A 23615-nucleotide genomic window follows, 5' to 3' on the forward strand; every position below is an offset into this window, starting at 1 on the left:
CGGCCGCTCGTGATGACGAGCGGCCGTTTTGCGTGGGGCGGTGCGGCGGCGCGATCAGGCCATGCGCTTGCGCACCGCGCCGACGATCACGAGCAGCACGATCGCGCCGATGATCGATGCGATCCAGCCCGCACCCTGGCCCGGCGCATACCAGCCGGCGGCGCGGCCGACGTAGCCGGCGACCAGCGCGCCGACGACGCCGAGTACGGCCGTCATCAGGATGCCCATCTTGTCGTCGCCGGGCTTGAGCGCGCGGGCGAGGAGGCCGACGATGAGCCCGACGACCAGGGTTTCGATGAATTGCAGCATGAACGCCTCCCTATTGCTGTTGAGCTGTTGACGAAAGGAAATTGACCCGTGCGGCGCACAAGCGTTCCACGCGGCGGCAAGCCGGCGCGTGGTGTGCGGAGTATCGCATGCCGGCGCGTCGCGCAGATGTCAGGCGTGCGGTGCGCCAGTCACCGGGGCGAGACGGCGGTAGCCTTCGGTCGCTTGCAGCAGCGTGCGCGTGTAGTCGCGCGCGACCTGCCCGGCGCGCACGTCCTCGACCCGAAGCTGCTCGACGATCTCGCCGTGCTGCATCACGGCGACGCGCTGGCACAGGAAGCCGATCACCGCGAGGTTGTGGCTGACGAGGATCATCGTCAGGTTGCGTTCGCGGTGCAGGCGGCGCAGCAGGTTCAGGATCTCGGCTTGCACCGACACGTCGAGCGCGGACGTCGGTTCGTCGAGCAGCAGCACGCGCGGCTCGACGATCAGCGCGCGTGCGATCGCGACGCGCTGCCGCTGGCCGCCCGACAACTGGTGCGGATAGCGGAAGCGGAACGCGGGACCGAGGCCGACCTCGGCCAGCGCGCGGGCGATCCGTGTGTCGGCGTCGCCGATCTCGTGGATCGACAGCGGTTCGCGCAGCGTCTGGTCGACCGTGAAGCGCGGATGCAGCGACGCGTACGGATCCTGGAACACCATCTGCACGTGACGGCGGAATGCGCGGTCGGGCGTGCCGCCGACCGGCCGGCCGTCGATCGACAGGCTGCCGGCCGCGAGCGGCACGAGGCCGGTCAGCGCGCGCAGCAGCGTCGACTTGCCGGAGCCCGATTCGCCGACGAGCCCGAACACCTCGCCGTCGCGCACCGCGAAGCTCGCGTCGCGCACGGCGTCGACGTGACCCGTGCGGGTCGGGAAACGGATCGATGCGTGATCGACGTCGATCATCGTGCAGCCTCCTGTCGATCGGCGGGCGGGATGGACGGCGGCGCGGGATCGAGCCAGGCCGGATCGCGCCGCAGCACGGGCAGTTCGTCCGGCGGGTTCGCGAGCGGCGGGTTCGCCGCGAGCAGCCCGCGCGTATAGGGATGAGACGCGTCGCGCAGGTCGCGCGCGGCGCAGGTTTCGACCACGCGGCCCGCGTACATCACCGCGACGCGATCGCAGAACGACATCACGAGCGGCAGGTCGTGGCTGATGAACATCAGGCCCGTACCATGCCGCGCGATCATCGCGTCGAGCACCGCGAGCACCTGCATCGAGACCGCGACGTCGAGCGCGGACGTCGGTTCGTCGGCGATCAGCAGGCGCGGGCCGGTCGACACCATCATCGCGATCATCACGCGCTGGCCCATGCCGCCCGACAACTCGTGCGGATACGCATCGGCGACGCGCGCCGGGTCGCGGATCTGCACGGCCGCGAGCGCGTCGACGATCCGTTCGCGCAACGCGCGGCCGCGCAGCCCGGGCTCGTGCAGGCGGAACGCTTCGCCCATCTGCTTCGCGACCGTCATCACCGGGTTCAGCGAATATTTCGGGTCCTGCAGGATCATGCCCATCTGGCTGCCGCACAGCCGCCGGCGTTCGCGCGGGTTCATCGCGAGCAGGTCGTGGCCGCCGAAGCGCATCGTGCGCGCCGACCAGCGCGCGGCGTCGGGCAGCAGGCCGAGCAGCGCGCGGCCCGTCAGCGATTTGCCGGAACCCGATTCGCCGACGATGCCGAGCCGTTCGCCGGGCGCGAGCGTCAGCGACAGGTCGCGCACGGCATCGGACACGACGCCGTCGTGCCCGCGAAAGCCGATCTTCAGCCCGTCGATCTCGCAGAGCGGCGCGGGCGCGGTGGCGGTATTCATCGGCATGTCACGCTCCATGGCGGGGATCGAAGACGTCGCGCAGCCCGTCGCCGAGCAGGTTGAACGCGAGGCTCACGAGCAGGATCGCGATGCCGGGCAGCGTCGCGACCCACCATGCGTCGAGCAGCACGTTGCGGCCCGACGCGACCATGAAGCCCCACTCGGGGCTCGGCGGCTGCGCGCCGAGGCCGAGGAAGCCGAGGCCCGCGACGGTCAGGATGATGCCGGCCATGTCGAGCGTCGCACGCACGATCACCGACGACATGCACAGCGGCACGATGTAGCGCAGCAGGATCCGCGGGCCCGACGCGCCCTGCAGCCGCGCGGCGTGGATGTAGTCGGCCTGCGCGATGCGGATCGTCTCGGCGCGCGCGAGCCGCGCATACGCGGGCCATGCGGTGATCGAGATCGCGACGACCGCATTGATCACGCCGGGTCCGAGTGCGGCCGCGAACGCGAGCGCAAGCACGATCTTCGGGAACGCGAGCGCGATGTCGGTGATGCGCATCAGCACGCTGTCGACGAAGCCGCCGCAATAGCCGGCCGTCGTGCCGATCAGCAGGCCGATCGGCACGACGATCACGACGACGAGCAGCGCGATGCCGAGCGTGAGGCGCGAGCCGGCGATCAGCCGCGAGAGGATGTCGCGGCCGAGCTGGTCGGTGCCGAACCAGTGCGACGGCGAGCCGGGCGGCAGCAGGCGGTCGGACAGCACCTGGCGCAGCGGATCGTGCGGCATGATCAGCGGACCGACGATCGCGACGACGATCAGCGCGACGAGGATCGCGAGCCCGAACAGGTTGAGCGGATTCGTGGCGAAACGGCGCCAGCGTCGGTACGCGAGGCCGAGCGCGGCCTGCGAGCGCGACGCGGGCGCATCGGAAAGCAGCCACGCGCGCAGCGTGAGGCGCTCGGCGTTCATGATTGGACGACCTTCGGCATGGGCGATGAAAGAAGCAGGGTGGAAGCGGTCATGTCGAAACGGCCCTCAGCGCGCTCGCGGATCGAACACGCGGTACAGCGCGTCGGTCAGCAGGTTGACGGTGATGAACATCGCGCCGATCACGAGCGTCGCGCCGAGCACCGCGCTCATGTCGGCGTTCAGCAGCGCGCCGGTCAGGTACGAGCCGAGCCCCGGCCACGCGAACACGATCTCGGTCAGCACCGAGCCTTCGAGCAGGTTGCTGTACGTGAGCGCGATCACGGTGAGCAGCGGCACCGCGATGTTGCCGAACGCATGCCGCCAGATCACGCGGCGCTCGGACAAGCCCTTCGCGCGCGCGGTGACGATGTATTCCTGGCTCAACTGGTCGAGCATGAACGAGCGCGTCATGCGGCTGAGATACGCGACCGAGTAGTAGCCGAGGATCGCGGCCGGCAGCGCGATGTGCGACACCGCGTTGCGGAACACGTCCCACTCGCCGGCGAGCACCGCGTCGATCAGCAGGCTGCCCGTGCGCGGATCGACCATCCCGTCGTACACGGGATCGAGCCGGCCGGGCCCGCCGACCCAGTGCAGCCGCGCATAGAACAGCAGCAGCCCCATCAGCCCGAGCCAGAACACCGGCACGGAATTGCCGATCAGCCCGACGAAGCGCGCGATGTGATCGATCGGCCGGTTGTGCTTCACGGCGGCCGCGACGCCGAGCGGCACGCCGATCGCGATGCCGATCAGCGTCGCGATCGTCGCCAGTTCGAGCGTGGCCGGGAACACGCGCCTGATGTCGTCGAGCACGGGGTTCGCGGTCAGCAGCGACACGCCGAGATTGCCGTGCAGCACGTCGCGCGCGTAGATCAGGAATTGCGTGACGAGCGGCTTGTCGAGCCCGAGTGCGATGCGTTCGGCCGCGTACGCATCGGCCGACGCGCGATCGCCGAGGATCGCGAGCACGGGATCGATCGGCACCTTGCGGCCGATCACGAACGTCAGCGCGAGCAGCCCGGCGAACGTGACGGCGAGCGTGAGCGCCCAGCGCAGCACGCGCAGTGCCCAGCGTACGGCCGGGCGCCGCGCGGGCAGCGTGCGCAGTGCTTCGAGGGAGGAGGCGGGAGTCGACATGCGGCGAATCTTATTGCTTCTTCAGGTTGCGGTACGACACGAGATCGTTGATCGGCCCGACTTCGAGCCCGCTCACGCCGGGCCGCGTCGCCACCTGCGCGACTTTCTCGAACATGATCACGAACGGCGAGCGCGCGAGCACGTCCTTCTGCATCGCCTGGTAGAGCTGCGCGCGTTTCGCGGCGGTCGGTTCGGCGAGCGCGGTGTCGGTTTGCTTCGTGAGCTGCGGGATGTCCCAGCTGTTGCGCCAGGCCAGCATTTTATAGCTCGACTTGTCGGAATTGTCCGGATTCCACGCGAAGCCCTGCGCGTTGCTGTGCGGATCGATGTAGTCGGCCGACCATTCGCCGATGTAGATGTCGTGCTGGCGCGCGCGGTATTTCGCGAGCGTCTGCTTGTTGTCGCCGGGGATCAGCTGCACCTTGATGTCCGCCTGCGCGAAATTCGCCTGCACGGCCTGCGCGATCTCCGTGTACGGATAGTCGTTGCGCACGTCCATCGTCACCGTGAAGCCGCCGGGCACGCCGGCCTTCGCGAGCAGCGCCTTCGCCTTCGCGACGTCGAGCTTGTACGGGTTCGCGTTCAGCGTGCCGAGGAAGCCTTCGGGCAGGAAGGTCTGGTGCACCTTGTAAGTCGTCTTCACGACATTGCCCTGGATGCCGGCATAGTCGACGAGCCACTTCAGCGCTTCCTGCACGTCGGGCTTCGCGAGCGTCGGGTTCTTCGTGTTCAGGCCGAGATATAGCAGCGTCGCCTGCGGCGACGCCGAAACCTTCGCCTTGCCGGATTTCACGACCGAAGCGAGATCGTCGGGGCTCAGGTCGCGTGCGGCATCGACGTCGCCGTTTTCCAGCAGCAGGCGCTGGCTCGCGGCTTCGGGCACGTGGCGCAGCACGATGCGCTTCATCGCGAGCGGCAGCCGGTAGCCGTCGAAGCGTTGCAGCACGATGCTGTCGCCGGCCGTCCACTTGACCAGCCTGTACGCGCCGGAGCCGGCCTCGTTGGTCTTCAGCCATGCGTTGCCGAAGTCGGTGCCTTGCTGGTGCGACAGCAGCAGCTTCTTGTCCAGCACCGACGCGGGCCACGAGCCGAGCACGTTCAGCACGAAGGTCGGCGCGTATTTGCGGTCGGTCGTGACCGACACAGTCAGGTCGTCGAGCTTCTTCACGTTCGCCGCGACGTTCGCCTTCGTGAGGCCGATGCCGGTCAGCACGGCGGCCGGGCCCTTGTCGAGCAGCACCGCGCGCTGGATCGACCACGCGACGTCGTCGGCCGTCAGCGGGTTGCCCGAATGGAACTTGAGGCCGGGGCGCAGCTTGAATGTATAGGTCAGCCCGTCGGTGCTCACCGTCCACGACTGCGCGACATCGCCGTTGAATTTCGACGGATCGCGCAGGTCGACACGCACGAGCCGGTCGTACGTGTTCGCGACGTATTCCTCCGGCACCAGCTCGTAGATCTCGCCCGGGTCGAGCGTCGTGAATTCGTCGAGCAGCGTAGCCATCACGAACAGGTCCTTCGGCGTTTCCGCGTACGCAGCGGAAAGCGGAACGGCGGCGAGAACGGACGCTGCGGCCAGCGCCGCGACGAGCCGGGATGTCAGGGGTTTCATGTGCGCTCCATCGTGAGGTGAACGTGCAATGGGTGAACGTAAAACGATAACGGGACGTGCATCACATCAGGCGCCACGGGCCGCTCGCCGCGTTGTCGATCTGCGGCAACGCGTGCGAGCCGGGCAGTTCGTAGTGCCACCATTCGCTGTCGATGTGCGCGAAGCCGGCCGCGTGCATCACGCCGAGCAGCAGCAGGCGGTTGCGTTGCACGGCTTCGGGCAGCCCTGCGTGGAAATGGCCGGACGCGGCGACCATCTCGTCGAAGCCCGTGCCCATGTCGAGCGGCTCGCCGTTCGCGCCGACCAGCGTCAGGTCGAGCGCGGTGCCGCGGCTGTGATTCGAGCCGCGGCCGAGATCGGCGATGAAGTTCGGATCGGGCAGGAAATCCCACAGCACCTGCTGCGCCTGCGGCGGCCGGTACGCGTCGTAGATGCGCAGCGTGAAGCCGGCCTGCGCGGCGACGTCCACCGCGCGGCGCAATGCGGCTTCGGCCGGTTCCAGCAGCAGGCAGTGCGCGCGACGGTAGATCGGCTTGCCGGTCAGGTTGCGGTCGGTCGCGTAGACGAGATCGATGTCGACGCGATGCGTGGCGGGCGTGATTTCGACGAGGCGGTGGTCGTTCATCGGCGGTTCGGGTTGGTTCAGGCTCGCTCAGGATTCGAATTGGTCGAACGTGTGCTGCAGTTCGCGATTGCGCGCGACACGCCGGTCGATCGCGGGGCCGAGGCGGTCGACGACGGCGGTGATCAGCAGGTTGAACAGGCAGGTGAGCGGCGCGAGCGAATCCCAGAACTGGCCGACGTCGGTCTTCACCTGCAGCAGGTCGGCCGGCCAATCGCGCGCCCACGGGCACGAGAGATCGGTGACCAGCGCGAACGGCTGTCCGCGCTCGGCGGCCGCCTGGCAATAGCGGCGCGCGCTGCGCGAATACGCGCGCGTGTCGGTGACGATGCAGTACGGCCGCTCGAATTCGGAGTTCAGCGAATCGACATACGAACCCGACTGGCCGTCGGAATAGAACACGCGCGGGCGCAGGTATTCGAGGTAGCTGCTGAACGCGTTGCTGATGCCGCGCGTCGACTGGATGCCGAGGATGAATACGGCGTCGGCATGCGCGATGCGATCGGCGACCTGCGCGAACACGGGGCCTTCGGCGAGCCGGTACACGTGGCGGATCGCATCGAGCTCGCGTTCGAGCGACGACGCGAGCGTGCCGTCGCTGCCGCTGTCTTCGGCCGGTTGCGTGCCGGCGACGCGGCGGTATTCGTCGAGCCGGTCGGTGATCATCCACGGGCGATCGCCGCCGCCGCGCAGTTCGCGCTTCAGGTCGTCGAGATTGCGGTAGCCGACGCTGCGCAGGAAACGCCCGACCGAGATGCCGCTCGTGCCGGCCTGCTGCGCGATCTGGTCGGCCGTCTCGAGCCCGAGCCGGTCGAGGTTCGCGAGCATGTAGCTCGCGATGCGCTTGGCGGTCGGCGTCAGCTCGGCATAGCGGGATTCGACGGTACGGGCGAACGCGCAGGTCATCGGATGTTAGATCGTTGTCGTATGTTGATCGAATGTCATCCATCTAACAAAGCCAAAATCATTCGCGCCAGCGGATAAAAACTATGGTGTGAGGATGGGTGATAGGGTCGAAAGCGCGTTCGGCGGCGGGGTGGTGGTGTGCAAGGGGAGTTTTATGTCTGACAGGCATATTTCGCGTTTATGCATGTGAGGAATAATTTGCGTTTATGTCTGTCAGGAATATACTGCGTTTATTGCCTACAGGAATACGCGCCGTGAATTTCATCGTCAATACGCCCGCGCAACTGGGCGAAATCCTGTCTTCCGCGCGTCAAGCCAAGGGTCTGACGCAAGCTGAAGCGGCAGTGCGAATCGGCGTGGGCCAGTCGCGACTGTCGCTGCTCGAAACCACGCGTACCGAAAGCCTGTCGCTCAGCCAGCTGCTCGAGCTGACCGCGCTGTACGGTCTCGAACTCAGCATCCGCACGAAGGACGGGCGCGACTCAGCCGCCGCCGAGTGGTAAGCGATGGGACGCAAATCGCACACGCGCGCGCTGTCGATCTGGACGAATGGCCAGAGGGTCGGCACATGGCGGATTCCCGCTCGCGGCGACATGGAGCTGCTGTACGACGCCGGCTGGAAGCAGTCGGCCGTCGGCCGCCCGTTGTCGCTGTCGCTGCCGTTTGGTGTCGGCGATGCCCCGTTGCGCGGCGAACGCGTCAATCATTACTTCGACAACCTGCTTCCGGACAGCGACGCCATTCGGCGCCGATTGGCCGCCCGGTTCGGCACGGCGACGACCGAGCCGTTCGATCTGCTTGCTGCGCTCGGCCGTGACTGCGTCGGGGCGGTGCAATTGCTCGGCGAAGACGATGCGCCAGCCGGCCTGGATCGCATCGACGGTACGCCGCTGTCGGACGAGGACGTCGCACGCGTGCTCGATCAGGCGAGCGGTGTGGCGACGGGGGCCGAAGACGACGACGATTTCCGGCTGTCGCTGGCCGGTGCGCAGGAAAAGACCGCACTGCTGTTTCACGACGGGCGCTGGATGCGCCCGCATGGCGCCACGCCGACGACGCATATTCTCAAGTTGCCGCTCGGGCTGGTCGGCAACAAGCGGGCCGATCTCACGGCCTCCGTCGAGAACGAGTGGCTGTGTCTCGCGATCCTGCGAGCGTTCGGCCTGCCCGCGGCGGGTGCGGAAATCGTGCGTTTCGGCGCGCACAAGGTACTGTCGGTCGAACGGTTCGATCGTGTGTTGCATCGTGACGGCGGGTGGCTGTTGCGCTTGCCGCAGGAGGATTTCTGCCAGGCGCTCGGCGTGCCGCCTCACCTGAAGTACGAGTCGCAGGGCGGCCCCGGCGTGCCCGACCTGGCCGGCCTTCTGCGCCGTTCGGAAACGGCGCGCGAGGATCTCGACACACTGTTCGCGGCCCTGATCGTGTTCTGGATGCTCGCTGCACCGGACGGGCATGCGAAGAACTTCAGCCTGCGCCTGCTGCCGGGCGGCCGTTTCCGCCTCACGCCGCTTTACGACGTGATGTCGATCTGGCCGGTCGAAGGCGATGGCGCGAACCAGTGGTCGTGGCACAAGGCGAAGCTCGCGATGGCCGTGCACGGCAAGCGCAAGCACTATGCGATGCGCGACATCACGCGACGGCACTTCACCGCAATGGCCGAATATTGCCTGCTCGGCGATATCGCGACGCCGATCGTCGAACGGCTCATTGCGATGACGCCGCACGTGATCGAGTCGGTCGGCGCTGCACTGCCTCCCGGGTTTCCGGCGAGGGTCGCGGAGCGCATTCTGGGCGGATTGCGGTTCGCCGCGCAACGGCTCGCCGACATGCCGCGGGAGTAAACCGTGGCCGACGCGGCCCGGTTAGCCGATGTTCGACGTATCGGCGTTCGCCTGTTTTCCGTTTTTCACGATCAGTGATCCGAATCGACTGCATCGTATCGCATCGGTGATCGCGCGTTGCGCGCATCAATCGTTTCTCGTCGCCATTCGTGACATCACGACCTACCACGGTCGTATTTCCGTATTCACCGGACCTGACCGATTCGCCGACATCCGTCGCCGCCCGGCATCCCTCCGCACCGCAATAATTACAAAATTAAAGTCGATCAGATTAAATCATTAATTCAGATTAATAATTCATTTAAGTTTTGCGGCGATTTGGATTTAACTTGCGTCACGGGATGTTCGATTTTCGATAATCAGAAAAACGGCAAGTATTCCGTAATGGAAATTCGCTCAATCGCAAGAATGAAGAGGAAATCATGACGAATCTTTCTCGACGCAAGATGCTGGCGGGTACGGCCGGCGCCATTGCCGCCGCGGGCATCGCGGTATCGGCCAAGGCCGCCTCGTTCGGCAATCCGGACAGCCCGCCGGAAGGCGCTGTGAATGCGCGCAACCGCCAGAGCCTGACCGATCCTGGTCCGAAAAATCCGGCAATCGCCAACCAGTTTCCGTCTTTTCAGGATCCGCCGGCCACCGATATCAACGGGATGCCATTATTCTGGGCGTCTTTCAATAATGCCCATAAACGAATTCAAAATGGCGGATGGGCGCGCGAAGTCACGCAGGACGATTTTGCGATTTCGGAAACCATTTCCGGCGTCAACATGCGCCTGACGCGCGGCGGCATTCGCGAGATGCACTGGCACCAGCAGGCCGAGTGGGCGATCATGCTCGACGGCCGCTGCCGGATCACGGTGCTCGACGAACTGGGGCGGCCGTCGGTGCAGGACGTGAAAACCGGCGATCTCTGGTATTTCCCGCCGGGCCTGCCGCATTCACTGCAGGGCCTCGGTACCGACGGCGCCGAATTCCTGCTCGCGTTCGATAACGGCCGTGCGTCGGAATTCAATACGCTGCTGCTGACCGACTGGATCGCGCATACGCCGCCCGACGTGCTCGCACTGAACTTCGGCGTGCCGGCCGATGCGTTCAGGAACGTTCCGCTCGACAACCTGTGGATCTTCCAGGGCGACGAGCCCGGCCCGCTCGCGCAAGCCCAGCGCGCGTCGGCTTCGTCGGCCGGTGCGCCGCCGCATCCGTTCATCTTCTCGCTCGGCGACATGAAGCCGGTCAGGAAGACGCGCGGCGGCGAAGTGCGGATCGCGGACAGCACCAACTTCAACGTGTCGACGACCGTCGCGGCGGCGCTCGTCACCGTGCATCCGGGCGGCATGCGCGAGCTGCACTGGCACCCGAACGCGGACGAATGGCAGTACTACCTGCAGGGCGAGGCCCGGATGACCGTGTTCGACACGGGGCCGAAGGCGCAGACGGCCGACTTCCGCGCGGGCGACGTCGGCTACGTGAAGAAGAGCCTCGGCCACTACGTGCAGAACACCGGCAAGACCGACCTGGTGTTCCTCGAGATCTTCAAGACCGACCGCTACGCCGAGGTGTCGCTGTCCGACTGGCTCGCGCACACGCCGCCGAAGCTCGTCGAGGCGCACCTGAACCTCGCGCCGGACGTGATCGCGCAGTTTCCGCGCAACCGCCCGGACGTCGTGCCGCTGTAACGCCGCCGTCGTTCTGCCGTGGCCGGCAGGCGGCAGGCCGGCCGCGGTGCCCGCTTCAGGGCCAGCCTTCCTTATCCGAACGGAATACAACACACCATGGTTCCCGTCACGAGCAAATCCGCCGGCGGCTTCGCACTGCCGGCTCTGTCTCCCGCGCGCGCCGACGACGCGGCGCGCGCCGCGCTGGAAGGGCGCCGCACCGGTGTCGCCGCGCTGCTGCCGTTCGTCGGCCCGGCCGTGATCGCGTCGATCGGCTATATGGATCCCGGCAACTTCGCGACCAACATCCAGGCCGGCGCCGCGTACGGCTACCGGCTGCTGTGGGTCGTGCTGGCCGCGAACGCGATCGCGATGCTGTTCCAGGCGATGTCGGCGAAGCTCGGCATCGTGACCGGCCGCAATCTCGCGGAGCTGTGCCGCGACCGTTTCCCCGCGCCGGTCGTGTGGGGCATGTGGGCCGCATCCGAGATCGCGGCGATGGCGACCGATCTCGCCGAATTCCTCGGCGGCGCGCTCGCATTCGGGCTGTTGTGCCACCTGTCGCTGTTCGCGGGAATGATCGCGACGGCGTGCGCGACCTGCGCGATCCTCGCGCTCGAAAAGCGCGGCTTCCGGCCGCTGGAAGCCGCGATCGCGGCGCTGGTCGGCGTGATCGGCGCGTGTTATCTCGGCGAACTGCTGATCGCGCCGCAGGACTGGCACGCAGCCGCGTTCCACCTGGTCGTCCCGCAGATTCCGGATCATGCGGCGCTGACGATCGCGGTCGGGATCATCGGCGCGACGATCATGCCGCACACGCTGTATCTGCACTCGGGCCTGACGCAGGATCGCGCCGTGCCGCGCGACGACACGGAACGGCGGCGGCTCGTGCGTTTCTCGAACCGCGAGGTCGTCGTCGCGCTCGGGCTGGCCGGGTTCGTGAATCTCGCGATGGTGATGATGGCGTCGTCGGCGTTCCACCTGAGCGCGCCGGGCATGGCCGATATCGGCGACGCGTATCACACGCTGATTCCGGTGCTCGGGCCGGCGGCCGGCGCGCTGTTTCTCGTCGCGTTGCTGACGTCGGGCGTGTCGAGCTCGGTGGTCGGCACGATGGCCGGGCAGGTCGTGATGCAGGGTTTCATCCGCCGCCGCATGTCGGTATGGGTGCGGCGCGCGGTGACGATCGCACCCGCGTTCGCGGTGGTCGCATTCGGCTGCGACGTCACGCGCGCAATGGTGGCGAGCCAGGTCGTGCTGAGTTTCGTGCTGCCGATGCCGATGATCGCGCTGCTGATGCTGTCGGCGCGCAAGGACGTGATGGGTGCTTACGCGATGCGGATGCCGTTGCGGATCGTCGCCGGCGCGGCGACGATCGTGATCGTCGGGCTGAATGGGTATCTGGTGTGGGCGGCGTTCAATTGAACGGCAGCGGTGCGCGGCGACCGCCGGGCCGCCGCCTGCTGCTGCATGTCCTGCGCCTCGCGCAGCCGCCAGATCGCGTTGTACTGCTGGCCGCCGAGGCTCGTCGAGCGCAGCGTGATGACCGAGCCGGCCGCGACCCGATACCGGAAATGCGCCATCGGTCCGGTGCCGTTGCGCTGCGCGTGCCCGTCGGCCAGCACGTCACACCGCGGCGGCGATTACTTCGCGAGCGTCCGGTATGACACGAGGTCGTTGATCGGCCCGATTTCCGGCCCGGTCGCGCCGGGTCGCGTCGCGACCTGCACGACCTTCTCGAACATGATGATGAACGGCGAGTTCGCGAGCACGGCCTTCTGCAGCGCTTCGTAACGCTGCGCGCGCTTCGCGGGCGACGGCTCGACGAGCGCGGCCTCGGTATCCTTCGTCAGTTGCGGAATGTCCCAGCTATTGCGCCACGCGAGCATCTTGGTCGGCGACTGGTCCGAGTTGTCCGGGTTCCACGCGAAGCCGCGCGCGTTGCTGTTCGGGTCCATGTAGTCGGGCGACCATTCGCCGATGAAGATGTCGTGCTGGCGCGCGCGGTACTTGCCGATCGCCTGCTTCGCATCGCCGGGGATCAGCTTCACGCGGATGCCGCCCTGCGCGAAGTTTGCCTGCAGCGCCTGCGCGATCTCGAGGTACGGATAGTCGTTCGGCATGTCCATCGTCACGTCGAAGCCGTTCGGCAAGCCGGCCTTCGCGAGCAGCGCCTTCGCCTTCGCGACGTCCTGCTTGTACGGCCGCGCGTTCAGCGTGCCGAGGAAGCCCTCGGGCAGGAAGGTTTCATGCACCTTGTAGGTGGTGCTGACGATGTTGCGCTGGATGCCGTCGTAGTCGACGAGCCATTTCATCGCCTGCTGCACGTCGGGTTTCGCGAGGTTCGGGTTCTTCGTGTTCAGGCTCAGGTACAGCAGCGCGGACACCGGCCACGACGCGACCTTGATCTTGCCGGCCTTCGTCAGCGCAGCGAGGCTGTCGGGGCTCAGGTTGCGCGCGGCGTCGGCGTCGCCGTTCTCCAGCAGCAGCCGCTGCGCGGACGCTTCGGGCACGTGGCGCAGCACGACGCGCTTCATCGGGTACGGCGTGCGGTATTTGTCGAAACGCTGCAGCACGATGCTTTCGTTCGGCGTCCACTTGACGAGCTGGTATGGGCCCGAGCCCGCGTCGTTGGTCCTGAGCCAGCCGCTGCCGAAATCGTTGCCCTGCTGGTGCGACAGCAGCAGCTTCTTGTCGAACACCGATGCCGGGCATGCGCTCAGCACGTTGAGCACGAAGCTCGGCGCGTACTTGCGGTCGGTTTCGAGCACGACGGTCTGCGGGTCGATCGCGCGTACCTTCTGCGTCACGTTCGCCTTCGTGAGGCCGAGATCGGCGAGCACGCCGGCCGGCCCCTTGTCGAGCAGGATGGTGCGCTGCAGCGACCACGCGACGTCGTCGGCGGTCACCGGGTTGCCGGAGTGGAACGCGAGGCCGGGGCGCAGCTTGAACGTGTAGGTCACGCCGTCGGCGCCGACCGTCCACGATTGCGCGATCTGCCCGTCGAAGCGCGTCGGGTCCTTCAGGTCGACGCGCACCAGGCGTTCGTAGGTGTTCGCGACGTACTCGGACGGCACCAGTTCGTAGATCCCGCTCGGGTCGAGGGTCGTGAATTCGCCGAGCTGCGTGGCGACGACGAAGATGCCGGGCGGCGTGGCGGCCTGCACCGGCAGCGCCGGAACAAGCGCGACGAGCGCGGCGCTGACGAACAGCCGGGACAGCAGGTGCTTCATGCGGGCTCCGTTGAAAGGGAATCGTGGGTGCGATTCTCTCATCGACGGCTGCCCGGATGAAAATATTCGATGCGCGCGCGGTGGCGCGCGGGAGCGGGCCGGGCGGGCGCCCGGCGCCGGCAGGTGTCGGATCAGATCACGCAGCGCGCGATCGCGAAGCGCATCGCTTCCTCGGGCGGCTCGCTGCCGGAGCCGCGCACGACCTTGACGACCGAGCCGTTGCCCGACGGCGTCAGCGTGACGAAGTACGCATTCGAGCCGACGGCAATGTCGGTCACGCCGTTGTGCTGCGACTGCTCGGTGCCCGACAGGCGGCTGTCGAGGCAGTTGGCGATCGCGTGGGCCGGGCGTTGCGACGACACGTAGATCATCGGCGCTGCGCCGGATGCGGCCGAGTTGGACGAGGGGGCGGAACCGCAGGCGGCGAGCAGGGCGGCGGGAAGGAGCAGCAGGAATCGTTTCATGGTCGGATCGTCGAGTGTCTCGTGTCGAGGCTGGGGCGCGGGGGAGGCGAAACGCGAAGCTTCGCGACGAAACCGCCCGGAATCGGGCCGTTTTTGACGGTCGATACGGCGAGCGGCTGACGACGGAGTATACCCGCGGCATTTGACGCGGATGGCACGTTGAAACGATTCGATACAACAAGCACCCGCTGCCGCACGGCGGCAGCGGGTGTTTCAGGCGATGGCGCTTGGGCGCTTGTTGTGGTCGCTTACTGGCCGATCTTGTTGCTGACCGCATTTTCCTGCCGGTTCAGCACGCGCTGTTCGCTCTTCGTAATGTGGCCGCGATCCTGCGCGGCCATGTCCCGCTCTTCCCGGCGGATCTTGCGGTCGTCACGGTGCAGGCGCGCGGCCTGTGCGTGCGACATCTCGCCTTCCTTCACTTCGTGATGGATGCGGCGATTCTGGTTTGCGAGACGCCGGTTGACCTCTTCGCGGCGCGGATGCGCGTGCTGCCACGGCGTGGCGGCGATCGCGAAGGGCTCGCACGGTGTTTTCTCCTGTCGTTGCGCGTCCGGATCGTGGGCGCTTGATGAGAAAACGCGGAGCGGGCACCGGTTGTTGACGTGTCGGCCTGTATCGATTGCAAGTCTTTATTACGTCTGCGGTTTGCGGCGCGGGGCCCGGCCGCCGCGAATCAATGCGCGCCGGCCGCCGCCGCATCGGCATCGCCGCCGCCCGAGCGCGACGGTTTCGTGATCCAGATGAGCGGAATGATCGCGATGAAGATGATCGCCGACACGTAGAAGATGTCGTTCAACCCCATCACGGCTGCCTGCGAATCGACCGATGCGTTGAAGAACGCGAGTGCGGAATCGGGGCTCAGGTGCAGCAGCGAGCGCGTCGCGCCGACCTGCTGCGCGAAGATCGGGTTGGTGACGCTCGCCTGTTCGGTGAGCCGCACATGATGCAGGATCGTGCGGTCGTTCCACGCATTGCCGATCAGCGACGTGCCCACCGCGCCGCAGAACGTGCGGCCGAAATTCGACAGGCCGGCCGCGGCCGGGATCTTTTCCGGCGGCAGCCCGGACAGGATGATCGACGTCAGCGGCACGAAGAACATCGCCATCGGAATGCCTTGCAGCAGCGTCGGCAGCACGAGGTCCCAGTGGGAGACATCGGTGTAGAACGTGGTGCGCATCATGAAGACGACCGCGAAGCCGATGAACGCGAGCGTCGCGATGTAGCGCGGATCGGTGCGCGGCAGCAGGCGCCCCATGACCGGCGTGAGCAGGATCGCGAAGATCCCGAGCGGCGCGGTGGCGAGCCCCGAATCGACCGCGCGGTAGCCGAGATAGCCCTGCATCCACTGCGGCAGCAGCACCAGCGTGCCGAAGAACATCCCGTAGGCCACCGAGATCGCGATCGTGCCGCCCGCGAAATTGCGCTGCGTGAAGAGCCGCAGGTCGACGATCGGATTCTTCTCGGTCAGCTCCCACACGAGGAAGAACGCGAAGCCGATCAGCGCGACGATGCCCAGTGCGACGACGACGGGCGAGTTGAACCAGTCGAGGTCCTTGCCCTTGTCGAGCATGATCTGCAGCGACGCGACCCACAGCACGAGCAGCAGCAGGCCGACCGTGTCGATCGGCATGCGGCGCGTGGCCGATTCCCGATCGCGGAACACGATCCACGTGACGGCCGCCGCGAAGAAGCCGACCGGGATGTTGATGTAGAAGATCCACGACCAGTTGTAGTCGTACGTGATCCAGCCGCCGAGCGACGGCCCCGCGATCGGGCCGACGAGCGCCGTCATCGACCACAGTGCGAGCGCGCTCGACGATTTCTGCCGCGGCCACGCGCCGAGCAGCAGCGCCTGCGACAGCGGCGCGAGCGGCCCCGCGACCGCGCCCTGCAAAATCCGCGCGGCGAGCAGCGTCGGCAGGTTCGGTGCGATCCCGCACAGCCACGATGCGAACACGAACAGCAGGATCGACGTGACGAACAGGCGCACCTGGCCGAAGCGCTGCGTGAGCCAGCCCGTCAGCGGAATCGACACCGCGTTCGCGGCCGCGAAGATCGTGATCACCCACGTGCCTTCGTCGACCGACACGCCGAGATCGCCGGAAATCGTCGGAATCGCGACGTTCGCGATCGACGAGTCGAGCACGTTCATGAACATGGCGAGCGATACCGCGATCGTGCCGATCGCGAGCCGGCCGCCCGACAACGGGCCCGGGGAGGACGGAGATGACATGGTGTTCCTGCGTGATGGAGGGGCGCCTGGCGCGGCGCGCACGCCGACCGTTGCGCACGCGCGTGCGGCGCCTGCGCGGGGCGAGCCGCGAAATGGACGAACGGGACGAACGGAACCGATACGCACCGCGCGCGGTTCAAGCGTTCAAACGGATCGACGAAGCCGTGGCGGGCTCCGGGAGGCGGGATATAGCCGGTCAGGAAGGCGCGACGCGCGTGACGCGTCGGCGGGCAGTTGGCACGTGGCTGCCGTAGCGGCTGTGGTCGTTTTTCATCGGCACAGGCTAACGATGCGTCGAACGACGATCAACGCTCGCGCGCTCATTAAATCCTTTCGTGTGCCGCAATAATCCGAATGTGACGCATCGATTGCCGGTCAAGGCACAGTCCGCCACGCGGTGAAGACTTCCGTCAGGAACTCGACGAATGCGCGCACCTTGCTGTCGAGCGTCGCGCGCCGCGGGTAGAGCACGTGAAGCTCGATGTCGTCGGTGCGGTGCCAGTCGGGCAGCACGATTTCGAGTTCGTTCTTCGCGAGCCGCCGCGCGGTGTAATGCGTGGAGATCAGCGCGATGCCGCCGCCGCTCGCGGCCTGGCGCAGCACCGTGACCGATTCGTTCGAGATCAGCACGGGCCGCACCGGCACGTCGGCCACGTCGCCGGCCGCGTTGGTGAGCCGCAGCGTCAGGCCAGGCGTGTCGCGGCCGACGAACAGGATGTCGTGTTCGACGAGATCCTGCGGCGTTTGCGGTCGGCCGGCGCGATCGAGATAGGCGGGGCTTGCGGCGAGCTTCGCATGTGACCAGCCGAGCGAGCGCGCGATATAGCCGGAATCGTTCAGCACGCCCGCGCGCAGCGCGACGTCGAAGCCGTGTTCGACGAGGTCGAGCGCGCTGTTGTCGTAGATCAGCACGAGCTGGACCAGCGGGTAACGCCGGTGAAACTCGGCGAGCGCCGGCTCCAGCTCGAACAGGCCGATCGAGTAGGGCACCAGCACGCGCAGCGTCCCTTCGGGCTCCGTGCGCAGCGCGCGGGCCTGGCGGTCCGCATCGAGCAGGATGTCCTCGGCGCGCAGGCAACGCTCGTAGTAGTCGCGCCCGGCTTCGGTGACGGACACGCGGCGCGTGGTGCGGTACAGCAGCTGGACGCCGAGATCGTCCTCGAGCTGCCTGACCTTGCGGCTCACGCGGCTGAGCGGCATGTCGAGTTGCGTAGCGGCGGCGGTGAAGTTGCCGCGTTCCACCACGCGCAAGAATATCCGGATGCTCTCGAAGTCCATACGGCTCGTTTCAGTGTTCGGTCAGTGGGCATCTTACCGTCGCGCGCCGGATCGCTTCGTGTCGCGCCGATTATCCTGCGCGGCGCAATAACGCATCCTGTCGGCGCCCCGTAGTGGCGGGCTGCGCGCGACCGTATGCTCGCCGAATGAAATTCGCTTTCCCCAGCCTGCCGCCGCTCGCGGCCGTCCGGGCCGCGCTGCGCGACGCGCGTCCGACGCTGCCGCCCGGTGCCGTCGCGTTCGCGCTGCGCAATACGGCCGCGTCGTTGCTCGCGCTCTACATTGCATTCCGGATGAACCTCGACGACCCGAAATGGGCCGCGTCGACCGTGTGGATCGTCGCGCAGGGCAGCCGCGGGATGGGGCTGTCGAAGAGCCAGTACCGGATTCTCGGCACCGCGATCGGCGCGGCCGTCGCGCTCGCGCTGACCGGCGCATTTGCGCAGACGCCCGAGTTGTTCCTGACGGCGCTCGCCGCGTGGATCGGCCTGTGCGCGGGCGTCGCGACGTTCCAAAGGAATTTCCGTGCGTATGCGGCGGTGCTCGCGGGTTACACGGCCGCGATCATCGCGATGGACGCGGCGTCCGCGCCGCTGCATGCGTTCGACATCGCGATCGCGCGTTTCCTGTACGTGGTGATCGGCATCCTGTGCGGCGCGGCGTTCGAAACGATCTTCGCGCCGGGCGCGCCGCTGACGGACGTGCGCACGCGGCTCGCGCGCTATCTCGATCGCGCGGTTGCCGTCGGCGCGGGCGCGCTGCGCCGCGAGCCGAACGGCGCAGCGGTACACCGGCTGTTCGCGGACGCGCTCGAACTCGATACGGCGGCCGAATACGCGGCCGCCGGCGCACCGCCGGTGCGCAACGCGATCGGCCATCTGCGTGCCGCGGCGCTGGGTGTGCTGACCGCGCAGGCGGCGGGGCAGGCGATTCGCGAACATGGCGCGCGCGGCGGCGATGCGCCGGACCCGCTGGTGGACGATGCGGCACGCTTGCTCGACGGCGTCGCCGCATCGCGCGAGCCGGGCGCGTCAGGCGACCTGGGGCGCGAGATGGCGGCGTTGCGCTCGCGCGTGAACGACGCGCTGCGCTCGGAGGCCGCCGGGTCGGCCGGCCCCGACACGTCGCGCTTGCTGATGCTCGACCGGCTGGCGGCGCTGCTCGCGGGCTTCGACCACGCGTTCGCGAGCCAGGCGCGGCTCGATCGGTCGGAGCCGCCGCCGACGCGCGTGCGCTATGCGTTCCATCACGATGCGGTGCTCGCCTGGCACAACGGCATCCGCGCGTTCGTCGCGGTGCTGGCCGCGTCGGCGCTCTGGATCGTCACCGCGTGGCCGTCGGGCGCCGGTTTCGTCGCGATCACGGCGGTGGTCGGCGCATTGTTCTCGACCCGCCCGAACTCGGTGCGTGCAGTCGTCGGCTTCCTGAAGGGCTCGGCGTGCGCGGCCGTCGCGGGCGTCGTCTGCAATTTCATCCTGCTGCCCGCGGTGTCGGGCTTCGAGATGCTGGCCTACATCCTCGGCGTGTTCCTGATCGGCACCGGCATCGCGATGCGTCATCCGCGCACGGCCGCGATGGGCAGCGCGTTTTCGATCTTCTTCTGGAATTTCACGTCGCCGGACAATACGGCGCGCATCGGCGACGCCGCGTTCCTGAATGACGCCGTCTCGACGCTGCTCGGGATCGCGTTCGGCGCGCTGGTGTTCGCGCTCGTGTTTCCGGGCGATCCCGGCACCAGCCGGCGGCGCCTGCATCGCGCGGTGCGCCGCGATCTGGCCGCCATTGCGCGCGACCCGAGTGCGTGGTCCGCGAGCACGTGGTTGAGCCGCACGGCCGACCGTCTCGCGCGCGAACTCGGGTTCGCGGGCAGCCTGCCGCAGACGCTGATCGAGCGCGACATGCGCGACCTGCTGGCGATCTGGGGAATCGGCGACAGCCTGCTGTCGCTCGCCGAACTGGCGGCGCGCGAGCCGGCCGTGCGCCGTGCGGCGACCGTGGTGCGTGGACGGGTCGCGCGCTGGGAATTCGCGCAGCTCGACCGGACCTGCGACGCGGCGGCCCGTGTGCTGCGGCGGCGCGTGGCCGCTCGCGGCGGTGACGATACGTACGCGTTGCTGCGCGGCATCGTGTTGCTGCGGCGCATTGCCGATGCAGCTGCCGCGCACGGCGGCTTCCTGCGCGCGCGCCACGCCTGAGCGGCGCGGCGCGGGCGGTGGGTCAGGTGAGCCGATAGGACCGGCCGGGCGTCACTTCCGCCGGCAGCGGCTCGCGGTTCAGCTCGAGCAGCGTACGTTCGATCTGCCGCGTGATCGCATCGAGTGCGAGATGGTTCGGCCCGTCGCCGAACGGCTCGGCGATCGCATGCGCGATCGCATCGAGCGCGATCAGCGTATACGCGACGAACACGGTGACGAACGGCGTCGCCGCGCCGATCGAGTCGACCAGGCCGAACGGCAGCAGCACGCAGTACGCATAGATGGTCCGGTGCAGCAGCACGTCGTACGAAAACGGGATCGGCGTCGACGCGATGCGCTCGCAGCCGCTCACCATCGCGACGAGCTCGTCGAGGCGCGCGTCGAGCATCCACAGGCGCGTGTCGGCGAGGCGGCCCGCATCGGCGCGCGCGGCGAACGCTTCGCGCAGCCCGTGCACGATCGCGATCGGGCGGAACCGCGCGGCGGCGACGTGCGCATAGGTGCCGCTGTCGAGCAGCGCGCGCAGGTCCGCGGCCGGATCGGTGCCGCGCAGTTGATGCTTGAGCGCATAGACGAACGCGACGACCGTCCGCACGAACGCGCGCCGCGCATCGTCATCCTTATCGACCGCGCCGTAGCAGAGCGCCTGCGACACCAGCGTGCGCGTGGCGGTCAGCACGCCGCCCCACAGTTGCCGCGCCTCGCGGTAGCGGTCGTAGCTTGCGTTGTTGCGAAAGCCCGCGAAGATGGCCAGCGTCAGGCCGATCAGCGTGAACGGCGTCGGGTTCAGCGGCACTTTCTCGCCGAGCACGCGGCCGCCGCCCCACACCGCGACGAGGCTGATCGCGAGCGTCAGCACGAGCTGCGGCAGGATGGTCGGCAGCACCGAGCCGTTCCAGACGAGCAGCATCCGCAGCCAGTGCTCGCGCGGACGAACGATCATCGTCGGGCTCCGTCAGGCGGCGGTCGATGCCGGCGCGGCCGCGCGATGCAGCAGCACGGGCACCGACTTCGACGTCGGCGTGTTGCACACGTCGCCGACGCTGTCGAGCGGCACGAGCGGGTTGGTTTCCGGGTAGTACGCGCCGATGCAGCCGCGCGGGATGTCGTACTCGACGAGCAGGAAGCCGTCCGCGCGCCGCTCGATGCCGTCGTGCCACACGGTTTCCATGTCGACCCATTCGCCGGCCTTCAGGCCGAGCATCGCGAGATCGTCGCGGTTGGCGAACACCACGCGGCGCTGGCCGAACACGCCGCGATAGCGGTCGTCGAGCCCGTAGACGGTCGTGTTGTACTGGTCGTGCGAGCGCGTCGTCATCAGCGTCATCAGGCGTTCGCCGTGCAGCGCGCGGGCGCGCTGGATCGGCGTGTCGGTCGGCAGCGCGTGCGCGATGAAGTTCGCCTTGGCCGTCGGCGTGAGCCATTCGCGGTCGCGCGATGCGACGCGCAGGTGGAAGCCGCCCGGCCGCGCGATGCGCGTGTTGTAGTCGTAGAAGTCGTCGAGCGTTGCCTCGATCGCGTCGCGGATCTTCGCGTAATCGTCCTTGTACGCGAGCCAGTCGATCTTGCCGCTGCCGAACAGCGCGTGGCCCATATGCGCGACGATCGCGGGCTCCGACATCAGGTTCGGCGACGCCGGCTTGTTCATCCCGTACGACACGTGGACCATGCTCATCGAATCCTCGACCGTCACGCCTTGCGCGACGTTGTCCTGCAGGTCGATCTCGGTGCGGCCGAGCGTCGGCAGGATCAGCGCGTCGCGGCCGTGGATCAGGTGGCTGCGGTTCAGTTTCGTCGTGATGTGCACCGACAGGTCGCAGCGGCGCATGCCTTCCCACGTGCGCGGCGTGTCGGGCGTCGCCATCGCGAAGTTGCCGCCGAGGCCGATCAGCACCTTCACGCGGCCTTCGAGCATCCCCTCGATCGTCTCGACGACGTCGTAGCCGTGGTGGCGCGGCGGTTCGAAATCGAACACGTGGCCGAGCCGGTCGAGGAACGCCTGTGACGGCTTTTCCTCGATGCCGACCGTGCGGTTGCCCTGCACGTTCGAGTGGCCGCGCACCGGGCACAGGCCGGCGCCGGGGCGGCCGATGTTGCCGCGCATCAGCATCAGGTTCGTCAGCATCTGCACGGTCGCGACCGAATGCTTGTGCTGCGTGATGCCCATGCCCCACGTCGCGATCACGCGCTCGCTGCGCGCATAGAGCTGTGCAAGGCCGTCGATCTGCTCGTACGGCACGCCGCTTTCAGCCGTCAGCGCGGACCAGCTTTCGTTGCGCAGATCGTCGGCGAACGCGTCGAAGCCGGCCGTGTGCTCGCCGATGAACGCGGTGTCGAGCACGCGCGGCACACCGGTGGCGCGCGCGGCGTCGTCGAGTTCGAGCACGCGTTTCGCCATCCCCTTGATCAGCGCGAAATCGCCGCCGATCGTCGGCTGGACGAACGTCGATGCGATCTTTGTGCCCGACATCGTCAGCATCTCGAGCGGGCTTTGCGGATCGGCGAAACGTTCGAGGCCGCGTTCCTTCAACGGATTGATCGACACGATCGTCGCGCCGCGCTTCGCGCACTCGCGCAGTTCGCCCATCATCCGCGGATGGTTGGTCGCAGGGTTCTGGCCGAAGATCAGCAGCGTGTCCGCGTGCTCGAAATCGTCGAGCGTGACGGTGCCCTTGCCGACGCCGACCGACGCGGGCAGCCCGCGGCTCGTCGCCTCGTGGCACATGTTCGAGCAGTCGGGGAAGTTGTTCGTGCCGTACCGCCGCACGAGCAGCTGGTACAGGAACGCCGCTTCGTTGCTCGCGCGGCCGGACGTGTAGAACGCGGCCTGGTTCGGGTCGGGCAGTGCGCGCAGGTGGCGCGCGATCAGTGCGAACGCGTCGTCCCACGCGATCGGCACGTAGCGGTCGGTCTGCGCGTCGTACGCCATCGGGTCGGTGAGCCGGCCGTGCTGTTCGAGTTCGAAATCCGACTGTTCGAGCAGCTCGGTGACGGTATGCGCGGCGAAGAATTCGGGCGTCACGCGCTTGCTCGTCGCTTCGGCGGCCACCGCCTTCACGCCGTTCTCGCAGAATTCGAACGTCGATGCGTGCTGGCGGTCGGGCCACGCGCAGCCGGGGCAGTCGAAGCCGTCCGGCTGGTTCTGGCGCAGCAGCGTGCGGTAGTTGCCGCCGGCGACCTTTTCCTTGATCAGGTTGATCGTGACGGCTTTCAGCGCGCCCCAGCCGGCGGCCGGGTGGGTGTACGGTTCGATGCGCGCGGTGGCGGATTTCTTTTTCATGGTGCAGCAGGTGTCGGGGTCGATGGGTGCAGAGTACGCGCGGCACCCGTGCGGCTGTGTGTACACCTGTTCACTTCAAAAAAGAGTACAGTTTCGGCCATTCAGGCAGTG

20 protein-coding genes and 1 pseudogene are annotated in these 23615 nt (G+C 67.6%); 6 read left to right on the forward strand and 15 right to left on the reverse strand.

Annotated elements, in window-relative coordinates; all coding sequences use genetic code 11:
• Positions 1 to 54: 54 nt before the first annotated feature.
• From ACM6JT_RS08250 to sapR, 8 genes are all read right to left on the reverse strand, one after another.
• On the reverse strand, positions 55 to 309 hold the full coding sequence (locus ACM6JT_RS08250; protein ID WP_034180284.1) for a GlsB/YeaQ/YmgE family stress response membrane protein: 255 nt from the start codon (positions 307 to 309) through the stop codon (positions 55 to 57).
• A gap of 129 nt (positions 310 to 438) precedes the next feature.
• Positions 439 to 1215, reverse strand: coding sequence for an ABC transporter ATP-binding protein (locus ACM6JT_RS08255; RefSeq protein WP_131949497.1), 777 nt, complete (start codon positions 1213 to 1215; stop codon positions 439 to 441).
• Positions 1212 to 2126, reverse strand: a complete 915-nt coding sequence (locus ACM6JT_RS08260; protein ID WP_034180282.1) for an ABC transporter ATP-binding protein — start codon at positions 2124 to 2126, stop codon at positions 1212 to 1214. Before ACM6JT_RS08260 ends, ACM6JT_RS08255 begins: the two co-directional genes overlap by 4 nt.
• 1 nt (position 2127) lies before the next feature.
• Complete coding sequence (nikC, locus tag ACM6JT_RS08265; RefSeq protein ID WP_105392515.1) at positions 2128 to 3042, reverse strand: nickel transporter permease; 915 nt, start codon at positions 3040 to 3042, stop codon at positions 2128 to 2130.
• Between the two features lie 66 nt (positions 3043 to 3108).
• On the reverse strand, positions 3109 to 4179 hold the full coding sequence (locus tag ACM6JT_RS08270; protein WP_034180280.1) for an ABC transporter permease: 1071 nt from the start codon (positions 4177 to 4179) through the stop codon (positions 3109 to 3111).
• Positions 4180 to 4189: 10 nt separating this feature from the next.
• Positions 4190 to 5791 (reverse strand): ABC transporter substrate-binding protein, encoded by a 1602-nt coding sequence (locus ACM6JT_RS08275; protein WP_414856247.1) that lies wholly within the window; start codon positions 5789 to 5791, stop codon positions 4190 to 4192.
• A 61-nt stretch (positions 5792 to 5852) separates the two neighbouring features.
• A complete protein-coding gene (gene ddpX, locus ACM6JT_RS08280; RefSeq protein ID WP_034180278.1) occupies positions 5853 to 6416 on the reverse strand; it encodes a D-alanyl-D-alanine dipeptidase in 564 nt (187 codons plus the stop codon).
• Between the two features lie 27 nt (positions 6417 to 6443).
• The gene (gene sapR / locus ACM6JT_RS08285) at positions 6444 to 7319 is read right to left on the reverse strand and encodes a sap1 transcriptional regulator SapR (protein WP_131949501.1); all 876 of its coding nucleotides are present in this window, start codon (positions 7317 to 7319) and stop codon (positions 6444 to 6446) included.
• A gap of 254 nt (positions 7320 to 7573) precedes the next feature.
• On the opposite strand from sapR, the gene ACM6JT_RS08290 reads away from it, so the two are divergent.
• The 5 genes from ACM6JT_RS08290 to ACM6JT_RS08310 all read left to right on the forward strand — a co-directional run bounded on the left by ACM6JT_RS08290 (position 7574) and on the right by ACM6JT_RS08310 (position 12243).
• Positions 7574 to 7822 (forward strand): helix-turn-helix domain-containing protein, encoded by a 249-nt coding sequence (locus ACM6JT_RS08290; protein WP_111020062.1) that lies wholly within the window; start codon positions 7574 to 7576, stop codon positions 7820 to 7822.
• A gap of 3 nt (positions 7823 to 7825) precedes the next feature.
• Positions 7826 to 9160, forward strand: a complete 1335-nt coding sequence (locus ACM6JT_RS08295) for a type II toxin-antitoxin system HipA family toxin (protein ID WP_131949502.1) — start codon at positions 7826 to 7828, stop codon at positions 9158 to 9160.
• A gap of 28 nt (positions 9161 to 9188) precedes the next feature.
• Entirely contained in the window at positions 9189 to 9443 is a 255-nt protein-coding gene (locus tag ACM6JT_RS08300; protein WP_414856248.1) for a hypothetical protein, read from the forward strand.
• Between the two features lie 202 nt (positions 9444 to 9645).
• Positions 9646 to 10839, forward strand: a complete 1194-nt coding sequence (locus ACM6JT_RS08305; RefSeq protein WP_414856727.1) for an oxalate decarboxylase family bicupin — start codon at positions 9646 to 9648, stop codon at positions 10837 to 10839.
• A 96-nt stretch (positions 10840 to 10935) separates the two neighbouring features.
• Positions 10936 to 12243 (forward strand): Nramp family divalent metal transporter, encoded by a 1308-nt coding sequence (locus tag ACM6JT_RS08310; protein ID WP_414856249.1) that lies wholly within the window; start codon positions 10936 to 10938, stop codon positions 12241 to 12243.
• A gap of 218 nt (positions 12244 to 12461) precedes the next feature.
• On the opposite strand, the gene ACM6JT_RS08315 is transcribed toward ACM6JT_RS08310, so the two are convergent.
• The 5 genes and pseudogenes from ACM6JT_RS08315 to ACM6JT_RS08335 form a co-directional block, all read right to left on the reverse strand.
• Positions 12462 to 14051: an ABC transporter substrate-binding protein gene (locus tag ACM6JT_RS08315; RefSeq protein ID WP_034180273.1), complete on the reverse strand. Its 1590-nt coding sequence runs from the start codon at positions 14049 to 14051 to the stop codon at positions 12462 to 12464.
• A 131-nt stretch (positions 14052 to 14182) separates the two neighbouring features.
• Positions 14183 to 14515, reverse strand: coding sequence for a sugar ABC transporter ATPase (locus tag ACM6JT_RS08320; RefSeq protein WP_034180272.1), 333 nt, complete (start codon positions 14513 to 14515; stop codon positions 14183 to 14185).
• Positions 14516 to 14763: 248 nt separating this feature from the next.
• Positions 14764 to 15030 (reverse strand): annotated as a pseudogene (locus tag ACM6JT_RS08325) (hypothetical protein); the annotation flags it as partial.
• Between the two features lie 161 nt (positions 15031 to 15191).
• Complete coding sequence (locus ACM6JT_RS08330; protein ID WP_217587669.1) at positions 15192 to 16751, reverse strand: DHA2 family efflux MFS transporter permease subunit; 1560 nt, start codon at positions 16749 to 16751, stop codon at positions 15192 to 15194.
• Between the two features lie 375 nt (positions 16752 to 17126).
• The gene (locus ACM6JT_RS08335; RefSeq protein WP_034180270.1) at positions 17127 to 18029 is read right to left on the reverse strand and encodes a LysR family transcriptional regulator; all 903 of its coding nucleotides are present in this window, start codon (positions 18027 to 18029) and stop codon (positions 17127 to 17129) included.
• 146 nt (positions 18030 to 18175) lie between these two features.
• On the opposite strand from ACM6JT_RS08335, the gene ACM6JT_RS08340 reads away from it, so the two are divergent.
• The gene (locus tag ACM6JT_RS08340; RefSeq protein WP_414856250.1) at positions 18176 to 20224 is read left to right on the forward strand and encodes an FUSC family protein; all 2049 of its coding nucleotides are present in this window, start codon (positions 18176 to 18178) and stop codon (positions 20222 to 20224) included.
• Between the two features lie 22 nt (positions 20225 to 20246).
• Here ACM6JT_RS08340 and ACM6JT_RS08345 read toward each other — a convergent pair whose 3' ends face one another.
• Both ACM6JT_RS08345 and ACM6JT_RS08350 read right to left on the reverse strand, forming a co-directional pair.
• Positions 20247 to 21167 carry a bestrophin family protein gene (locus tag ACM6JT_RS08345; RefSeq protein ID WP_034180268.1) on the reverse strand — a complete coding sequence of 307 codons (921 nt, stop codon included), beginning with the start codon at positions 21165 to 21167 and terminating at the stop codon, positions 20247 to 20249.
• 12 nt (positions 21168 to 21179) lie between these two features.
• The gene (locus ACM6JT_RS08350; RefSeq protein ID WP_243566598.1) at positions 21180 to 23504 is read right to left on the reverse strand and encodes an FdhF/YdeP family oxidoreductase; all 2325 of its coding nucleotides are present in this window, start codon (positions 23502 to 23504) and stop codon (positions 21180 to 21182) included.
• Positions 23505 to 23615 lie beyond the last annotated feature (111 nt).

Source organism: Burkholderia sp. IT-111MI5, from assembly GCF_949752865.1.
GTDB classification, from domain to species: domain Bacteria; phylum Pseudomonadota; class Gammaproteobacteria; order Burkholderiales; family Burkholderiaceae; genus Burkholderia; species Burkholderia pyrrocinia_C.

What these genes read in the sequence shown, in the direction of transcription:
- ACM6JT_RS08310 (WP_414856249.1), top strand. Translation starts at nt 10,936, where the DNA reads ATGGTTCCCGTCACGAGCAAATCCGCCGGCGGCTTCGCACTGCCGGCT.
- ACM6JT_RS08340 (WP_414856250.1), top strand. Translation starts at nt 18,176, where the DNA reads ATGAAATTCGCTTTCCCCAGCCTGCCGCCGCTCGCGGCCGTCCGGGCC.
- ACM6JT_RS08315 (WP_034180273.1), bottom strand. Translation starts at nt 14,051, where the DNA reads ATGAAGCACCTGCTGTCCCGGCTGTTCGTCAGCGCCGCGCTCGTCGCG.
- ACM6JT_RS08350 (WP_243566598.1), bottom strand. Translation starts at nt 23,504, where the DNA reads ATGAAAAAGAAATCCGCCACCGCGCGCATCGAACCGTACACCCACCCG.
- ACM6JT_RS08275 (WP_414856247.1), bottom strand. Translation starts at nt 5,791, where the DNA reads ATGAAACCCCTGACATCCCGGCTCGTCGCGGCGCTGGCCGCAGCGTCC.
- ACM6JT_RS08335 (WP_034180270.1), bottom strand. Translation starts at nt 18,029, where the DNA reads ATGGACTTCGAGAGCATCCGGATATTCTTGCGCGTGGTGGAACGCGGC.
- sapR (WP_131949501.1), bottom strand. Translation starts at nt 7,319, where the DNA reads ATGACCTGCGCGTTCGCCCGTACCGTCGAATCCCGCTATGCCGAGCTG.
- ACM6JT_RS08295 (WP_131949502.1), top strand. Translation starts at nt 7,826, where the DNA reads ATGGGACGCAAATCGCACACGCGCGCGCTGTCGATCTGGACGAATGGC.
- ACM6JT_RS08250 (WP_034180284.1), bottom strand. Translation starts at nt 309, where the DNA reads ATGCTGCAATTCATCGAAACCCTGGTCGTCGGGCTCATCGTCGGCCTC.
- nikC (WP_105392515.1), bottom strand. Translation starts at nt 3,042, where the DNA reads ATGAACGCCGAGCGCCTCACGCTGCGCGCGTGGCTGCTTTCCGATGCG.
- ACM6JT_RS08260 (WP_034180282.1), bottom strand. Translation starts at nt 2,126, where the DNA reads ATGCCGATGAATACCGCCACCGCGCCCGCGCCGCTCTGCGAGATCGAC.
- ACM6JT_RS08345 (WP_034180268.1), bottom strand. Translation starts at nt 21,167, where the DNA reads ATGATCGTTCGTCCGCGCGAGCACTGGCTGCGGATGCTGCTCGTCTGG.
- ACM6JT_RS08320 (WP_034180272.1), bottom strand. Translation starts at nt 14,515, where the DNA reads ATGAAACGATTCCTGCTGCTCCTTCCCGCCGCCCTGCTCGCCGCCTGC.
- ACM6JT_RS08300 (WP_414856248.1), top strand. Translation starts at nt 9,189, where the DNA reads ATGTTCGACGTATCGGCGTTCGCCTGTTTTCCGTTTTTCACGATCAGT.
- ddpX (WP_034180278.1), bottom strand. Translation starts at nt 6,416, where the DNA reads ATGAACGACCACCGCCTCGTCGAAATCACGCCCGCCACGCATCGCGTC.
- ACM6JT_RS08330 (WP_217587669.1), bottom strand. Translation starts at nt 16,751, where the DNA reads ATGTCATCTCCGTCCTCCCCGGGCCCGTTGTCGGGCGGCCGGCTCGCG.
- ACM6JT_RS08270 (WP_034180280.1), bottom strand. Translation starts at nt 4,179, where the DNA reads ATGTCGACTCCCGCCTCCTCCCTCGAAGCACTGCGCACGCTGCCCGCG.
- ACM6JT_RS08255 (WP_131949497.1), bottom strand. Translation starts at nt 1,215, where the DNA reads ATGATCGACGTCGATCACGCATCGATCCGTTTCCCGACCCGCACGGGT.